Genomic DNA, 14,959 nt, shown 5'->3' with positions numbered 1-14,959 from the left:
ATGGCGCGTCTGCTCTCGTCCGCCGTCGGTTGTGTCGCGGCAAAAATCCGGTAAAACGCCCACCATCTTAAGAAGACTTGAAGGACGGACTGATGAACATTCTTCCCGGTAATTTGCGTTTCGGTGCGGGCCAGCCGGTCAAGCGTTTGGAGGACCAGCGGCTGCTCACCGGGAAGGGACAGTTCATCGACGACAGGCCGGAAGAGGGCGCGTTGTGGCTGCATGTGCTGCGCTCGCCGCATGCCCATGCCAGGATCGTTTCGATCGATGCCAAGGCGGCCGCCGAAATGCCGGATGTCGTGGCGGTCTATACCGGCGCCGATCTCGTGGCCGATGACATCGGCACCATTCCGACGCTTGCGATCTTCAAGCGGCCGGACGGCTCGCCGATGACGGTGCCGCCGCGTCGCCTGCTCGCGCATGAAGTGGTGCGCTTTGCCGGTGAGCCGGTTGCGGTCGTGGTCGCCAGTTCGCGCGTGCTGGCGCAGACCGCGTCCGAAGCGATCGTGGTCGATTACGATGTGCTGCCCTCGGTGGTCGATCCGGTCGAGGCGATCAAGCCTGGTGCGCCTCTGGTGTGGCCGGATGCGCCCGATAATATCGTCGCCGCCATGAGCTATGGCGATGCCGCCAAGGTCGAGGAAGCCTTCGCGAAGGCAGATCATGTCGTCTCGCTCGATCTCGTCAGCCAGCGCCTGGTGCCATCGGCGATGGAGCCGCGCTCGACCATTGCCGAGATCGAGAAGAAGACCGGCCGCCTGATCCTGCATGTCCAATCGCAAACTCCGGGCTCGACCCGCGACGTGCTGGCGGAAGCGATCCTGAAGCGGCCGAAGGAAAGCGTTCGCGTGCTCGTCGGCGATATCGGCGGCGGCTTTGGGCAGAAGACCAATCTCTATCCGGAAGACGGCATCGTCGCCTATGCCGCCACCAAGCTGAACAAGAAGATCCGCTGGCGCGGCGACCGCACCGACGATTTCGTCGGCGGCACCCATGGCCGCGACCTCACCTCGACCGGCGAGTTCGCGCTCGATGCCAAGGGCCGCGTGCTTGCCTATCGCGTGCGCTCGATCGGCGGCACCGGCGCCTATTCCACCGGCGCGGGCAACATCATTCCGCTGGTGCTCGGGCCGTTCGTGCAGACCGGCGTCTACGATCTGCCGCTGGTGCATTTCGAGGTGAAGTCGGTGATGACCCACACCGCGCCGGTCGGCGCCTATCGCGGCGCGGGCCGGCCGGAAGCGGTGTTCATCGTTGAGCGTCTGTTCGACGCCGCGGCGCGCCAGATCGGCATGGACCCGCGCACCATCCGCAAAGTCAACTACATCAAGCCGGCGCAACTGCCCTACACCAATGCGGTCGGCCAGGTCTATGACTCCGGCGCCTTCGCTCACATGCTGGAGCGCGCCTCCGATCTCGCCGATTGGAACGGCTTTACCGCGCGCAAGAAGGCCGCCAAGAAGAAGGGCCTGCTCTACGGCCGCGGCTTGACCAGCTACATCGAATGGACCGGCGGCCGCGCGCACACCGAAAAGGTCAGCCTGCATGCGACCGCGGAGGGGCGCATCATCCTGCATTCCGGCACCATGGCGATGGGGCAGGGCCTGCAGACCACCTATACCCAGATGATCTCGGATACGCTCGGCATTCCCCTGGACAAGATCGACGTCGTGCAGGGCGACACGGATCTGGCCACCGGTTTCGGCAGCGTCGGCTCGCGCTCGCTGTTCGTCGGCGGCACGGCCGTGGCTGTCTCGACCAACGACATGATCAACAAGGCGCGTGAGAAGGCGTCCAACGCGCTCGAAGCCTCGGTCGAGGATATCGAATACCGCGACGGTTTCCTCACCGTGGTCGGCACCGACAAGCGCGTCAGCCTGTTCGAAATCGCCAAGAAGGAAGACAGCGCGCGGCTCTCCGTCGACAGCCAGGGCGAGGTTGACGGCCCGAGCTGGCCGAACGGCACGCATATCTGTGAGGTCGAGATCGATCCGGAAACCGGCGTCACGCGTGTGGTGCGCTACACCACGGTCGACGACGTCGGCATCGCCGTCAATCCGATGCTGGTCACAGGCCAGATTCATGGCGGCGTCGCGCAAGGCATCGGGCAGGCGCTCTATGAGGGCGTCGCCTATAGCGAGGAAGGCCAGCTCCTGACCGCGACCTATCAGGATTATTGCGTGCCGCGCGCAGCCGATGTGCCGCCGATCGTGGTCACGCTCGATCCGTCCGCGCCGTGCAAGACCAATCCACTCGGCGCCAAGGGCTGCGGCGAATCCGGCGCGATCGGCGGCCCGCCCTGCATCACCAACGGCGTGATGGACGCGCTGAGCGAGCTTGGCATCACGAAGCTCAACACTCCGCTGACGCCGGCAAAGATCTGGCAAGCGATCCGGGACGCGAAGGCGACGTCTTAAGCTCCGCTCCGTCCGCTTGTCATTCCAGGGCGTGCGCAGCGCGAACCCGGAATCCATCATGCCGCACTAGCGGTGAAACGGATTCTCTGATGTGCAATTGCACATCATAGCTCGCGACTTCGTCGCGCCCCGTAATGACGAAACCCCGACGAAAAAACTGCAGTTTACGGCCCCCGATCTGCTACTCTGGCGCGAACGCAGACCGGGGAGAATTGCGATGCGGAAATTTTGGAGCGTGCTGGCGGCGCTGGCGACATTGAGCCTGACCAATTGCGGCTACAACGCGATCCAGTCCAATGACGAGCAGGTCAAGTCGAGCTGGTCGGAAGTGGTCAACCAGTATCAGCGCCGCGCCGATCTCGTGCCCAATCTCGTCAATACTGTGAAAGGTTTTGCGCAGCAGGAGAAGGACGTGCTGCTCGGCGTCACCAATGCGCGTGCCAAGGTCGGCAGCATCCAGGCCACGCCGGAAGTGCTGAACGATCCCGCCGCGTTCCAGAAGTTCACGCAGGCGCAGGGTGAACTCACGGGCGCGCTGTCACGGCTTCTGGTCGTGACCGAGAACTATCCCCAGCTCAAGTCGGACGCGCTGTTCCGCGATCTGGTGTCGCAGCTCGAAGGCACCGAGAACCGCATCACGGTGGCGCGCAACCGCTACATCAAGGCGGTGCAGGAATATAACGTCGGCATCCGCACCTTCCCGACCAACCTCACCGCGATGCTGTTCGGCTACAAGGAGAGGCCGAACTTTACGGTCGAAAACGAGAGAGAGATTTCGGTGGCGCCGAAGGTCGATTTCAACCCGTCGCCGGCGCCAGCGAAATAATTCAACGCGATCCGCTTCCGATGAACGCTGCACGCGCCATCCTGCTTGCGCTGCTGGTGGGCTGGATTTTTCCAGCCTTCGCCGAAATCGCGGTGCCGCCGCTTACCGGCCGCGTCGTCGACACGACTGGCACGCTGTCATCGGGCGACATCGCCTCGCTGACGCAGACGCTCGAGGATCTCGAGAAACGCAAGGGCAGCCAGATCGCGGTGCTGATCGTGCCGACCACGGGCGAAGAGACCATCGAGCAGTTCTCGATCCGCGTGGCGGAAGCCTGGAAGATCGGCCGCAGGAAAATCGACGACGGCGCATTGCTCGTCATCGCCAAGAACGATCGCCATCTGCGCATCGAGGTCGGCTATGGCCTTGAAGGCGTGCTCACGGATGCCACCACGCGGCGCATCATCGACGAGGTCATCACGCCGAAATTCAAGACCGGCGACTTTGCGGGCGGCATCGCAGCCGGCATCAACCGGATGATCCGCCTTATCGACGGCGAACAGTTGCCCGCGCCGGAGCCCGAACATTGGCAGGAGCACGACGTCTTCGACCAGATCGATCCGTTCAATCCCTTCGTCATCGTCGGAATCTTCGTGCTGGGCTCGTTTCTGCGCACGATGCTCGGGCGGCTGCTCGGCGCCGCCGCCACCGGCGGCATCGTCGGCTTTTTCGCCTGGATGCTTGCAGGCTCAGTTGCCGCCGCGGTGCTGCTTGCCATCATCGCTGTGGTCGTCACCTTGTTGGCCGGTAGCTGGGGTTGGGGCGGTCCGGGCGGTTATCAGCGCGGCGGCTGGCCGGGCGGCGGCTATGGCGGCTCCTGGCCCGGCGGCGGCCGCGGCTCCCGCGACAATGGGGACGGCGGCTTCAGCGGCAGGGGCGGCAGCTTTGGCGGCGGCGGTGCATCGGGGAGCTGGTAGCATGGACATCCGGCGCATCAGCAGGCACCTCGTCGAACACCGCTGGCGGACGCGGCGTCTGTTTCCGCCGCGCGCGCTCGACGCAATCGAACAGGCGATCAAGGCGGGCGAAGCCACCCATTCCGGCCAGATCCGTTTCGTCGTTGAAGGTGCGCTCGACGGCGTGCCGTTGTTGCGCAATCAGTTGGCGCGCGAGCGCGCACTCGATGTGTTCGCGCATTTGCGCATCTGGGACACCGCACACAATAACGGCGTGTTGATCTACCTCCTGCTCGCCGACCGCGACGTCGAGATCGTCGCGGACCGCGGCATCCACGCCAAGGTGGGTGCGGACGGCTGGGAGGCGATTTGTCGCATAATGGAAGAAGATTTCCGTGCCGGCCGTTTCGAGCACGGCGTGATCAAGGGCATCGAGGCTGTCTCGCGCGAACTCGCCAGGCATTTCCCGCCGCAGGGCCGCGGCCCCAACGAACTGCCGGATGCGCCGGTGGTGATGTAAGTGGCGGTCATTCCGGGGCGCGAAGCGAACCCGGAATCCATTTCGCCACAGGTGTATGCGGCCTGATGGATTCCGGGCCTGCGCCCAAAGGGGGCGCATCCCGGAATGACAGTGCAGCGACAATCGGCGTCTCGATACCGCCACAGTTCCAGTCATGTCCGGTTCATCCGGACTTCCTCAAAATTGACGTCATCTGCTTCACAGTCAGTGATGCACGTCGTGATGGCCCGGAAAGTTCCTTAAATTTCGGTAAGACCTCCAGCCAGTAACGATTTCGCAAGCAATAAAAGTTACCAAATTGTCAACCTAGTCTGGAGACTTTGAACGTGAGTGAGCAAGAGCGCGCCCCGATCCAAGCTGAAGCCGGCGCCAGCGGCGCCGCGCCGGCCGCTCCGTCCGCCGCAAGTGAGCCGGTGTCGGCGTCCGCGTCTTCGGAAATCGCAGCCAACCAGGAAGAGACGGCGCCGAAAGCGGACGCTCCCAAGTTCGAGGCGCCCAACTTTGAAGCGCCCAAGTCCGACGCTTCCAAGTTCGAAGCCGTCAAGGCAGAAGCGCCCAAGGTCGAGCCGACCCGGATCGAGCCGGCCGCAGCAGAAGCACCGCGCACCCCCGGCAAGCTCATGATCATGTCGCCGGGCGAACGCATCTGGGACGACGAAGGCGTGGCCGCCAAGCCCGTCAATGACGAGCAGCCGGCATCGTCGGGCAAGCGCCGTTTCGCCGCAATGGCGGCAGTCGTCGCACTCGCGACCGCGGCAGGCGCCATCGGCGGCGCGCTCGCCACCGCAGGCCTCGGCTATTACACCAAGCCCGCGACGGCAGCAGTGGTAGTGCCGCCGAAGGACACCGCGCTCGAAGCCTCGCTCGCGCGCATCGATGCCGATGTCACCGCACTGAAAGCCGGGCTCGAGCACGCCTCCAAGACCGGAACGAGCCAGTTCAGCAAGACCAATGATCGCCTCGACAAGCTCGAGAAGGCGCAAGGAGAGCCGGCCGCGAAGCTCGCCAAGCTCAGCGAGACCGTCGAGAAGCTGAAGGCAGCTTCAGCCGCGCCGGCCGCGGTTGCCGCGGCGCAGCCCGCTGCGGCCAAGGACGTGACCGGGAGTGTGACGCCGCCGGCGACGACGGCGGCTGCCGCGGCTCCGAAGCCCGAAGTCGGCCGGCTGCCGACCGTGGACGGTTGGGTGCTGCGCGATGTCAGCAATGGCGGTGCACTGATCGAAGGCCGCCGCGGCCTCTACGAGGTCTATGCCGGCGATCCCATCCCCGGCCTCGGCCGCGTCGACGCGATCCGCCGACAGGACGGCCGCTGGGTGGTCGTCACCAGCAAGGGCCTGATCGTCGCGCGCTAGTTTGCAGCTCTCGTAGCCCGGGTGGAACGCAGCGCAACCCGGGACGCCTGCATCAACGAGTGGTCCCGGGTTACGCTATCGCTCCACCCGGGCTACGTCCTCACCGCGATGTGAGCCGGGTTTTGACTTGAATACGCCCCTCAGCGCGGTGTTAGTGGGGCATGAGCCGTGCGCTGCGTTTCCTCACGATCCTGCTCGCCCTGTTGTGCGGCGCCTTGGCGGCGCGCGCCGCGCAGGACGAGGCGCTGGAACGCGGCACCGCAATCACCGACCCATCAGTGCTCCGTGATCTCGATCACGGCAGGTTCGGTCTCGCCCACATGCTGTCGCCGCAGCGACCTGTCGATCTTCCACTCGACAACGCCGAACTGTTCGCGCTGCCGTCGATGGCGCCGATCCGCGCCGCGCTCGACCGCGAGTTCGATCGCTACATCGCAAAGCACAAGCAAGATCTTCCGAACGAAACCATTGGGGTCGGCGACGGCTTCGCGTTCCAGCTGTTCGATCGCGCGCAGCTTTACTCAGCCACGACGCGCTTCGTGCTGGCCGGCATCGTCAACCGCATGGACCGCGCCTATGTCTCACCCGAAAGCTGCGGCGAAATCCGCCTGATCTATCGATTGACACGCGTGGATGCGCCTGTGATCGGCGACAACGCGGTCTCGCAGCGCCTGCCGATGACGCTCAATCTGGTCTTGAGAGCGAAGGGCGAAGGCGCGCGCGATCGAAACGGTGCTGCGATCACTTGCCGCGAGATTGCGCGCCGCTGGCTTGCCATTAGCGACGTTTCGTCGGCGGAGCAGGGCGGACTTGAAAAGCTCGCCGGCAAGGATGGTCCTCTCGACTTGATTGGGTATGAGAATATCAAGCAGATCGAGACCAATCTGCAGATCGCCCATGCGCCGAAATCGCCAACCCGCGATTTCCGCACCGACTATCTCTTGAAAGTGTTCAACTATGTCAGCGACACTGGCCGCTTCGAGGAAGCGCCGCTGGAGAACCAGATCGATCGCGACCGCATCCTCGCCGATGAAAACCTGACGCAGGAATTCAAGAGCTGGCTGCTCGATCCCAGGCATTTCGCCGAGCTCGACCGCGGCACGATCCTGATCCCGGAGAAATTCCTCGCCAGGGCTGCGATCGCGCCGACACCTGTTGGCTTCGACCTTTCGGAACTGCTGCCCGAATATGGGATGATGCGGGCTGAAAGCAGCTCGGCTGCATTTGATGACAATGATGTTGTCGGTGCGCTGAAGAAGGCGGCGCAAGACGGCACCAGGTTGCAGAACATCGGCTCGGTCGCGGGCTTCGAACGCCGGCTCAACGATATCACCTGCGCCGGATGCCACCAGACCCGCGGCATCGGCGGCTTCCATTTCCCCGGTGTCGACTGGATGGCGGCCAAGCCGTCGAACACGACGGTGGTGCCGGCCTCGCCGCATTTCTTCGGCGACCAAATCCGCCGCCGCGACATCCTTTCTGCATTTGCCCGCGGCGCGCAGCCGGACTTCTCCCGTGGCTTCTCCAACCGCCCGCAGCTACGCGGCAGCACCGAGCTTGCCGGCACCGAATATGAAGACGGCTGGGGCGCCCATTGCTATCAGCAAAGCGCGAAGCCCGCCGACAACGACCCGAGTTTTCAGAGCTGGACCTGCGCCGAGGGGCTCGCCTGCCAGGCCGCCGGCAAGACCTCGCGCATCGGCATGTGCTTCATCAAGAGCCCGTAAAGCCATGCTATGTTGACACTCGGAGGCCGCCCATGAGCGCATCCGACGACAAAGAGCGCAACCGCGAGATCGCCGAGAACGAGGCCGAGCGGCAGATGATCGGCGCCGTCCGCGTCAGCACCTGGGCTATCGCCGTCACCATCATCATCGCCGCGATTGCCGCCGGCATCGTCTGGGCGTGGCTCAGCCGCTGACGGCTATGCCGTCGCCGGTTGCTGTGCCCTCGCCCCTTGTGGGAGAGGGCAGCTCAGTCGCCAGCAACGAACTCGCTCGGGTGAGGGGTTCTCTCCACAAGTACCGTCGCCCGCGGAGAGAACCCCTCATCCGACGCGCATTGCATGCGCGCCACCTTCTCCCACAAGGGGAGAAGGGACCTCAGGCGTAATGCTTCAGCCGTTTTCCCGGCAACAGATCGTAAGCCGACTTCCAACCCGGAAGCGCCGCGATGCGGCCTAGCCACGCATGAATGGCCGGATGGCTCTTGGCGAACTCATAGCCGGTCTCGTCGCTCGGATAATGCAGATAGGCCATCATCGAGAAATCGGTCACCGTCGGCCGCTCGCCGAGCACGAAGGCTTTGTCCTGCAGATGCCGCTCGAGGATGCCGAGATAATCGTCGATCCGCCCGCGCAGAAACTTCAGCACATCCGGATTCGGCGACGGCATGAAGGTGCGCTGGAAGCGGTAGGTCGCCATGTAGCCGGTGAGCTTGTGATTGTCCCAGAACAGCCAACGCAGCAGCTCGAACTGTTCCTGCGCATTGCCGGCGCCAAACCGGCCATATTGCTCGGCGAGCTTCAACAGGATCGGCGCGGTCTGGGTCAGGCGCATGCCGTCCTCCTCCAGCACCGGGATCTCGCCCATCGGGTTGACGTTGGCGCGCCATTCCGCAGTCCGCGTCACGCCGCCGCCGAAATCGGTCCACACGCCCTCGAACGTCTCGCCGCACAATGTCAGCATCAGCGCGAGCTTGTAGCTGTTCCCGGACTCCGGGAAGTAGTGTAGCCGGTAGGCAGGCATAGGGCGCTCCTGTTCGTTGGTCCGACTTGCCAGCACAGGCTACGATACGTACAATTCGAAAAACAGAACATTTGTTCTGTAGGCGGTGCAGGGCAGCAATGCAACAGGAGTCACATTGGCGAGAGAGGCCGACCAGGAGATAAGCGCGCGCGAGCGTCCGCTGATGGAGGCGACCCTGCGTATCATCGGCCGTTCCGGCATCGATCGCGTGACCCATCGCGCGGTCGCGGCCGAAGCCGGCATGTCGCTCGGCGCCGTAACGCATCATTTTGCCACGCGCGATATTTTGGTCGACGCAGCGCTGCGCTTTGCATTGACGCGCGAGGTCGGCCGGCTGCAGGCCTTGGCGCTCAGCTTGCAAAGCAAGGCGTTCGATGCCGAAGCCTGGATCGAAGAACTCGTCGGCTGGTACGGGCAGGAACTGAAGACGCAAGCGGACATTCACATTGCCTGCTATGAGGTGTTCCTGGCCGCCGCACGCAGCGAGCGCTACCGGCCCATCGTGGCCGAATGGTTCGACACCTGGCGGCAAAGCTCCGAGCTCGCGCTGCGCGCAGCCGGCTCGATGAGCCCACGCGCGCATGCCGAGCTGTTCGTTGCCGCGCTGATCGGAATCCTGCTGCAGCAACTCGCCATCCCGCGCCGCAACTTCCGGCAGGAGACCAGGGCGGCGCTGCTCGAGTTGGTCGAGGGACTGATCGGGAAGGAGTAGGGCCGCGTCAATGTCGCGTCATTGCGAGGAGCGATAGCGAGGGAGCAATCCATGCTTGCCACTGCGGAGCTATGGATTGCTTCGCTTCGCTCGCAATGACGGAATGCTTCGCGTATCACTCTCTCCGTCATGGCCGGGCTTGACCCGGCCATCCACGTTCTTCTCTCCCTGAGGAGCAAGGGCGTGGATGCCCGGGACGAGCCCGGGCATGACGACGTGGTAGGTTCGGAGGCTAATTCACGCCACCGCGCCCGCGGCACGCAGCTTGCTGATATCAGCCTCGTCATAGCCCGCCTGGCGCAGGATCTCATCCGAGTGCTCGCCGACTTCCGGGGGCTTGCGCGGCTGCACCTTTTTCTCGCCGTCGATGAAGATCGGGCTGTTGACGGTCAGCATGGTGTCGTTCTCGAACCGCACCAATACTTCGTTCTCGATCATCTGCTTGTCGGTTGGGATATCGTCGAGGATGCCGACCACGCCGAACACGAGACCACTGCCGTCGAGGATCTTGCGCCACTCGGCGAGGTCCTTGGTTGCGAAGATTTCGTCGAGGATCTTGATCAGTTCCACCGAGCGGGCATGGCGGCCGGCCTTGGTGGCGAAGCGTTCGTCGGCGACGAGGTCCTCGCGGCCCAGGCAGCGCGCCAGCGTCGGCCATTGCCGTTCCTCGTTGAGCAGCGACAGGATGATCCAGCGGCCGTCCTTGCACTTGTAGTGGTTGGTCACCGCGTTCAGCGCCTCTTCGCGCGGCTTGCGCTTGGAGAATTTCGCGCCGCAAAGCTTTGCCTGCGCCAGCACGCTGTTGGCCCAGACGCCGTTCGCCATCAGATTGGTCGAGACGTGCGAGCCCTTGCCGGTGCGTTCGCGCTTGAACAGCGCGGTGACGATCGCGCCGTAGAACGCCATCGCGCAGGGGTGGTCGCCCATGCCGGCGACTGAGCGCGCTGGCGTGGTGTCCTCATCTGCGCGCACCAGGTCCATCAGGCCGGAGCGCGCCCAATAGGCGTTGCTGTCGAAGCCCGGCTTGTTGGCTTCCTCGCCCTTTTCGCCATAGCCGGTGAAGGAGGCGTAGATCAGGCGGTCGTTGAGATGGGCGAGATGATCGTGGGTGATGCCGAGCTTGGCCCGCACCTGCGGCGGCATGTTGGTGATGAAGACGTCGGCTTCAGTGACGAGCTTGTACAGCACCGCCTGCGCCTCCGGCTTGGTGAGGTCGAGCGCCAGGCTCTTCTTGTTGCGCGCTTCCAGCAGCCAGGCGAAATTGTGCTCGGTATGGGGATAGCCGGGCAGGTTCGGCAGGTTGCGGTAGGGATCGCCGGCCCCGGGCGGCTCGATCTTGATCACATCGGCGCCGAAGTCGGACAGCACGGTCGCGGCCGCCGGCGCCGCAATGAAGCTCGCGCAGTCCAGAACCTTCAAGCCTTCAAAGATGCCTTTTTCCATCGTGCCGTCGCTCCCGTGACGTTCGTTGCTGTTGTTCGTGAGGCGGAATTACCGCTGCCAATGATCCCGAGGAAGCGACATTTGACCTATCTGGGGTGGGGGATGCAACGGCTGTTTCGGCCGTCATTGCGAGGAACGGAGCGACGAAGCAATCCATGCCTCCGCGAGCATGGAGAGATGGATTGCTTCGCTTCGCTCGCAACGACGTGGAGAGAGCCGCGCATTCCAATCTATCCCCGAAAGCGCGGAGCGCTCGTCTCGAAGGGCGAGGGCCCCGGCGGGGCCTCATGGTTCGAGACGCGCTGCGCGCTCCTCACCATGAGGGGCGGACAGCGGTGCTAGCCCGTCATTGCGGCGTTGGCTTACTCCCCGCCCGCCAGCAGCGCCGCATTGCCGCCGGCTGCCGCCGTATTGATCGTCACGGTCTGCTCGGTCGCAAACCGCGCCAGATAATGCGGCCCGCCGGCCTTGGGCCCGGTGCCGGAGAGACCGCAGCCGCCGAACGGCTGCACGCCGACGACAGCGCCAATCATGTTGCGATTGACGTAGATGTTACCGACCGAAAGGCGCTCGACGATATCCTCGACGGCGTCGTCGATGCGCGAGTGGACGCCGAGCGTCAGCCCGTAGCCCGTCGCTTCGATCGCACGCAGCACGTCATCAAGATTTTCCGCGCGATAGCGCACCACGTGCAGGATCGGGCCGAACACCTCTTCGGTGAGCTGGCTAGCGCTCGCCAGTTCGAAGATATGCGGCGCGACGAAGTTGCCCTCCGGTGCAGTGCCGGCGAAATGCACGCGCGCCTCCCGCTTCATCCGCGCGATGTGCGCATCGAGCCGCTGTTTTGCCTCCGCATCGATCACCGGTCCGACATGGGTTGAGGGTTCGGTGGGATCGCCAAGTTTCAATTCGCGCGCCGCGCCCGCGATCATCTCGATCGTGCGGTCGGCGACGTCGTCCTGGACGAACAGCAGCCGCAGCGCCGAGCAACGCTGTCCGGCGGAGCGGAACGCCGAGGTCACGACATCGTCGGCGACCTGCTCGGGGAGCGCCGTGGCATCGACGATCATCGCATTGATGCCGCCGGTCTCGGCGATCAGCGGCACGATCGGGCCGTCCTTGGCGGCCAGCGTGCGGTTGATCGATCGCGCGACTTCGGTCGAGCCGGTGAAGACGACGCCTGCGATGTCAGGATGCGCCACCAGGGCCGCGCCGATCCGGCCGTCGCCTTGCACGAGCTGCAGGGCGGAAGCAGGCACGCCCGCCTCGTGCAATAGCGCGACTGCCTCAGTTGCGATCAACGGCGTCTGCTCGGCCGGCTTTGCCACCACCGAATTGCCTGCCATCAGCGCGGATGTCACCTGGCCGAGGAAGATCGCCAATGGAAAATTCCACGGCGAGATCGCGACGAAGACGCCGCGGCCGCGCAAGACGAGCATGTTGCTCTCGCCGGTCGGTCCCGGCATCGCCTCGCCGTCGCCGAACAGCTTGCGGCCCTGTGCGGCGTAGTAGCGGCAGAAATCGGTAGCCTCCCGCACCTCGGAGAGCGCGTCATCCAGCGTCTTGCCGCCTTCGCGCTGCAGCAGCGCGATGAAATGCGCGGCACGTTGCTGCAACAGCTCCGCGGCGCGTTCGAGGATTTGAGCGCGCGTCTCGGCCGGCGTCCGGCTCCAGCGGGCAAAACCGCCGCGCGCCGCGGCGACTGCGGCATTCGCTTGTTCGGGCGTGACCTCGCTGCTGGCAGCCGTCGGCGCTGTTTCGGCGTCGACCGCCGTCAGCAGGCCACGCAGCGCAGCGCGTTCGCCGAACTCGATCCCGCGCGAATTCTGCCGCTCCGGCCGATAGAGATCCTGCGGCAGCGGGATGTTCGGATGGCGCGCATGCTCTGCCGTGCCGATGATGTCGGCCGGCCGGCGCAGCAATGTCTTCACGGGCACCGCTTCATCGGCCGCGAGCGCGACGAACGACGAATTGGCGCCGTTCTCGAGCAGCCGTCGCACCAGATAGGCGAGCAGGTCGCGATGGCTGCCGACCGGCGCGTAGGTGCGATAGGCGATATCGGGGCGATCCTTGGCAAGCTGCGCATAGAGCGCCTCGCCCATGCCATGCAGGCGCTGGAATTCGAAGCTGCTGCCGTCGCCGGCCAGCTCCAGAATGGTCGCGACGGTGAGCGCATTGTGGGTCGCGAATTGCGGAAACAGCCGCGGCCGCAACGCCAACAGCTTCCTTGCGCAGGCGACGTAGTTCAGATCCGTCATCGCCTTGCGGCTGAACACCGGATAATCGGCGAGCCCGCGCTCCTGCGCGCGCTTGATCTCGGTGTCCCAATAGGCTCCCTTGACCAGCCGCACCATCATCCGGCGGTTCAGGCGTTGCGCAAGCTGACTGGCATAGTCGATCACCTCGCTGGCGCGCTTCTGATAGGCCTGGATGGCGAGGCCGAAGCCGTCCCAGCAGGCAAGCGCATCGTCAGCAAAGGCCGCGGCGATCACGTCGAGCGACAATTCCAGCCGGTCGGCTTCTTCGGCGTCGACGGTGAAGTTCAGGTTGAACGCCTTGGCCTGCCGCGCGAGTTCGACCAGCCGCGGCACCAGCTCACCCATCACGCGGCCGTGGCTCACCGCCTCGAAACGCGGATGCAGCGCGGAGAGCTTGACGGAAATGCCGGGCCGGTCAGGCAGGGGACGGCTATCCGCCGCGCGCCCGATCGCCTCGATTGCACGCGCATAGGAATTGAAATAGCGCTCGGCGTCCTCGGCGGTGCGCGCGCCTTCGCCGAGCATGTCGAAGGAATAGCGCGGTTTCTCAGCCGACTGCGAATGCGCCCTCGACAGCGCCGCCTCGATGGTCTCGCCGAGAACGAAGTGGCTGCCCATCAGCCGCATCGCCTGCCGCGTGGCGGCACGCACCGCCGGCGCGCCAAGCCGTTTGGTCAGTCGCCCGATCGTGCCCTGCGGCGTTTCCCCGGGCTGGATCACGCGCGCAGACATGCCGAGCGCCCAGGCCGAGGCGTTGACCAGGAACGCGCTCGATTTAGTCTCGTGATTGACGAAATCGCCTTGGCCCAGCTTGTCCTCGATGAACAGGTCGGCGGTCCGTGCATCCGGCACGCGCAGCAGGGCTTCCGCCAGCACCATCAGCGCCAGGCCCTCCTTCGTCGAGAGCGCAAATTCGCGCAGCATGTCCTCGATGCCGCCCAGCGGATCGTCATTGGTGCGGATCGCCTCGATCAGCCGCGTCGCGGTGGCGTCGATCCGCGCTTCCTGCTCCGCGCCGAGCCGCGCATAGGGCAGCAGCCGCGCCGCGATCGCGACATCGTCCGGCGCATAGGTCGCGCTGAAAGGTGGAAGAGAACCGTATTCGACTGGCATGGCGTTTTCCTCAGACCCACGAAGACCCTACTTCCATCCGAGCCGTATTTCGATAGACATATTCGTCCATATGCCTTAGAAAATCAGCCAATACGACTATTATGGTTGATATATGCCGGATTTAGATAAGACGGACCGCAGAATCCTCGAAATTCTGCAGGACGACGGCCGAATCGCCAATGTCGAGCTGGCGGAGCGCATCGGGCTGTCGCCGACGTCGGTCGGCGAACGGCTGAAGCGGCTGCAGCGCGAGGGATTTGTCGAGGGGTTCGGCGCCCGCCTCAATCCGCACCGGCTGGGCCTCGGGCTGCTCGTGTTCGTCGAGGTGATGCTCGACAAGACGACGCCCGATGTCTTCGAAAAGTTCGCGCGCGCCGTGCGGGCCGCGCCTGAGGTCCTGGAGTGCCACATGGTCGCTGGCGGCTTCGATTATCTGGTGAAGGCGCGCGTCGCCGACATGACCGCCTATCGCCGCTTCCTCGGCGAGAGCCTGCTCGCGCTCCCCGGCGTGAAGGAGACGCGCACCTACGCCGTGATGGAAGAGGTCAAGCGTGACGCGCCGCTGCCGGTTGCGTAACGCGTTCGCTCGCAAGATGTGATCCACAGGTTCCCTGCTGCCATATTGGCAGGACGAAGAGGCCGCGCTAATCCTCAGGGCCTCTTTGGGGCAGCGCG

The 14,959-nt window shown here is 64.6% G+C and carries 12 protein-coding genes; 9 read left to right on the top strand and 3 right to left on the bottom strand.

Features of this window, described 5'->3' with window-relative positions:
- The first annotated feature begins 92 nt into the window (after window positions 1-92).
- From AC5ZG5_RS19845 to AC5ZG5_RS19815, 7 genes are all read left to right on the top strand, one after another.
- Window positions 93-2,417 (top strand): xanthine dehydrogenase family protein molybdopterin-binding subunit, encoded by a 2,325-nt coding sequence (locus tag AC5ZG5_RS19845; protein ID WP_456643650.1) that lies wholly within the window; start codon window positions 93-95, stop codon window positions 2,415-2,417.
- A gap of 217 nt (window positions 2,418-2,634) precedes the next feature.
- On the top strand, window positions 2,635-3,243 hold the full coding sequence (locus tag AC5ZG5_RS19840; RefSeq protein ID WP_028161731.1) for a LemA family protein: 609 nt from the start codon (window positions 2,635-2,637) through the stop codon (window positions 3,241-3,243).
- A 20-nt stretch (window positions 3,244-3,263) separates the two neighbouring features.
- Window positions 3,264-4,160, top strand: a complete 897-nt coding sequence (locus AC5ZG5_RS19835; RefSeq protein ID WP_456643649.1) for a TPM domain-containing protein — start codon at window positions 3,264-3,266, stop codon at window positions 4,158-4,160.
- Window position 4,161: 1 nt separating this feature from the next.
- Window positions 4,162-4,659 carry a TPM domain-containing protein gene (locus AC5ZG5_RS19830; protein WP_456643648.1) on the top strand — a complete coding sequence of 166 codons (498 nt, stop codon included), beginning with the start codon at window positions 4,162-4,164 and terminating at the stop codon, window positions 4,657-4,659.
- Window positions 4,660-4,985: 326 nt separating this feature from the next.
- On the top strand, window positions 4,986-6,011 hold the full coding sequence (locus tag AC5ZG5_RS19825) for a hypothetical protein (RefSeq protein ID WP_456643647.1): 1,026 nt from the start codon (window positions 4,986-4,988) through the stop codon (window positions 6,009-6,011).
- A gap of 161 nt (window positions 6,012-6,172) precedes the next feature.
- Window positions 6,173-7,738 carry a hypothetical protein gene (locus tag AC5ZG5_RS19820; protein ID WP_456643646.1) on the top strand — a complete coding sequence of 522 codons (1,566 nt, stop codon included), beginning with the start codon at window positions 6,173-6,175 and terminating at the stop codon, window positions 7,736-7,738.
- A 32-nt stretch (window positions 7,739-7,770) separates the two neighbouring features.
- Entirely contained in the window at window positions 7,771-7,932 is a 162-nt protein-coding gene (locus tag AC5ZG5_RS19815) for a hypothetical protein (protein WP_165435030.1), read from the top strand.
- Window positions 7,933-8,113: 181 nt separating this feature from the next.
- Here AC5ZG5_RS19815 and AC5ZG5_RS19810 read toward each other — a convergent pair whose 3' ends face one another.
- Window positions 8,114-8,758, bottom strand: a complete 645-nt coding sequence (locus AC5ZG5_RS19810; RefSeq protein WP_456643645.1) for a glutathione S-transferase family protein — start codon at window positions 8,756-8,758, stop codon at window positions 8,114-8,116.
- 115 nt (window positions 8,759-8,873) lie between these two features.
- On the opposite strand from AC5ZG5_RS19810, the gene AC5ZG5_RS19805 reads away from it, so the two are divergent.
- Complete coding sequence (locus AC5ZG5_RS19805) at window positions 8,874-9,470, top strand: TetR/AcrR family transcriptional regulator (protein WP_245474497.1); 597 nt, start codon at window positions 8,874-8,876, stop codon at window positions 9,468-9,470.
- A gap of 237 nt (window positions 9,471-9,707) precedes the next feature.
- On the opposite strand, the gene AC5ZG5_RS19800 is transcribed toward AC5ZG5_RS19805, so the two are convergent.
- Together AC5ZG5_RS19800 and putA are read right to left on the bottom strand one after the other, a co-directional pair.
- On the bottom strand, window positions 9,708-10,913 hold the full coding sequence (locus AC5ZG5_RS19800) for a CaiB/BaiF CoA transferase family protein (RefSeq protein WP_456643644.1): 1,206 nt from the start codon (window positions 10,911-10,913) through the stop codon (window positions 9,708-9,710).
- A 362-nt stretch (window positions 10,914-11,275) separates the two neighbouring features.
- Window positions 11,276-14,284 carry a bifunctional proline dehydrogenase/L-glutamate gamma-semialdehyde dehydrogenase PutA gene (gene putA / locus AC5ZG5_RS19795; protein ID WP_456643643.1) on the bottom strand — a complete coding sequence of 1,003 codons (3,009 nt, stop codon included), beginning with the start codon at window positions 14,282-14,284 and terminating at the stop codon, window positions 11,276-11,278.
- Between the two features lie 112 nt (window positions 14,285-14,396).
- On the opposite strand from putA, the gene AC5ZG5_RS19790 reads away from it, so the two are divergent.
- Window positions 14,397-14,861 (top strand): Lrp/AsnC ligand binding domain-containing protein, encoded by a 465-nt coding sequence (locus AC5ZG5_RS19790; protein WP_456643642.1) that lies wholly within the window; start codon window positions 14,397-14,399, stop codon window positions 14,859-14,861.
- Window positions 14,862-14,959 lie beyond the last annotated feature (98 nt).

It is taken from the genome of Bradyrhizobium sp. Ses1, assembly GCF_059512365.1.
This window is presented reverse-complemented; position numbering and strand designations above follow the sequence as displayed.